Below are 307 nucleotides of genomic sequence, written 5' to 3' on the forward strand. Positions count from 1 at the left end.
CATGTTGTGTGAGAACTCGATAGTGTGTTGATGTACTACTTTTTGTTTGTTTGACAGGTTTTTGTGGTGCTTGTTGGGTGTGGTTTTCTGGTTTTGTGGCTGGGGGGCTGTCATCTGGCTCTGTACAAGGCGTTTCCGTTTTGGTTTCGTTTTGGTGGATGTGGCGCTTCAAGAATTTTGTTGACATTGTGGTGGTGGTTTTCTCGTTGAGGCCATCATTTTTTTGTTTACTTTTTTCTTTACGCTTTTGTTCTTTTGGAACGTTTTTATTTTTTTTGATTTGAGCTGTTTTTTGCTTGTTCAACTT

Annotated in this window: 1 protein-coding gene; it reads right to left on the reverse strand. The window is 39.4% G+C overall.

Annotated elements, in window-relative coordinates:
• On the reverse strand, nucleotides 1-307 hold a 307-nt coding region (locus tag HMPREF3044_RS13025; protein WP_168167229.1), incomplete at both ends, for a hypothetical protein.

The sequence above is a fragment of the Corynebacterium sp. HMSC073D01 genome (genome assembly GCF_001815555.1).
In the GTDB taxonomy this organism is placed as follows: domain Bacteria; phylum Actinomycetota; class Actinomycetes; order Mycobacteriales; family Mycobacteriaceae; genus Corynebacterium; species Corynebacterium glucuronolyticum.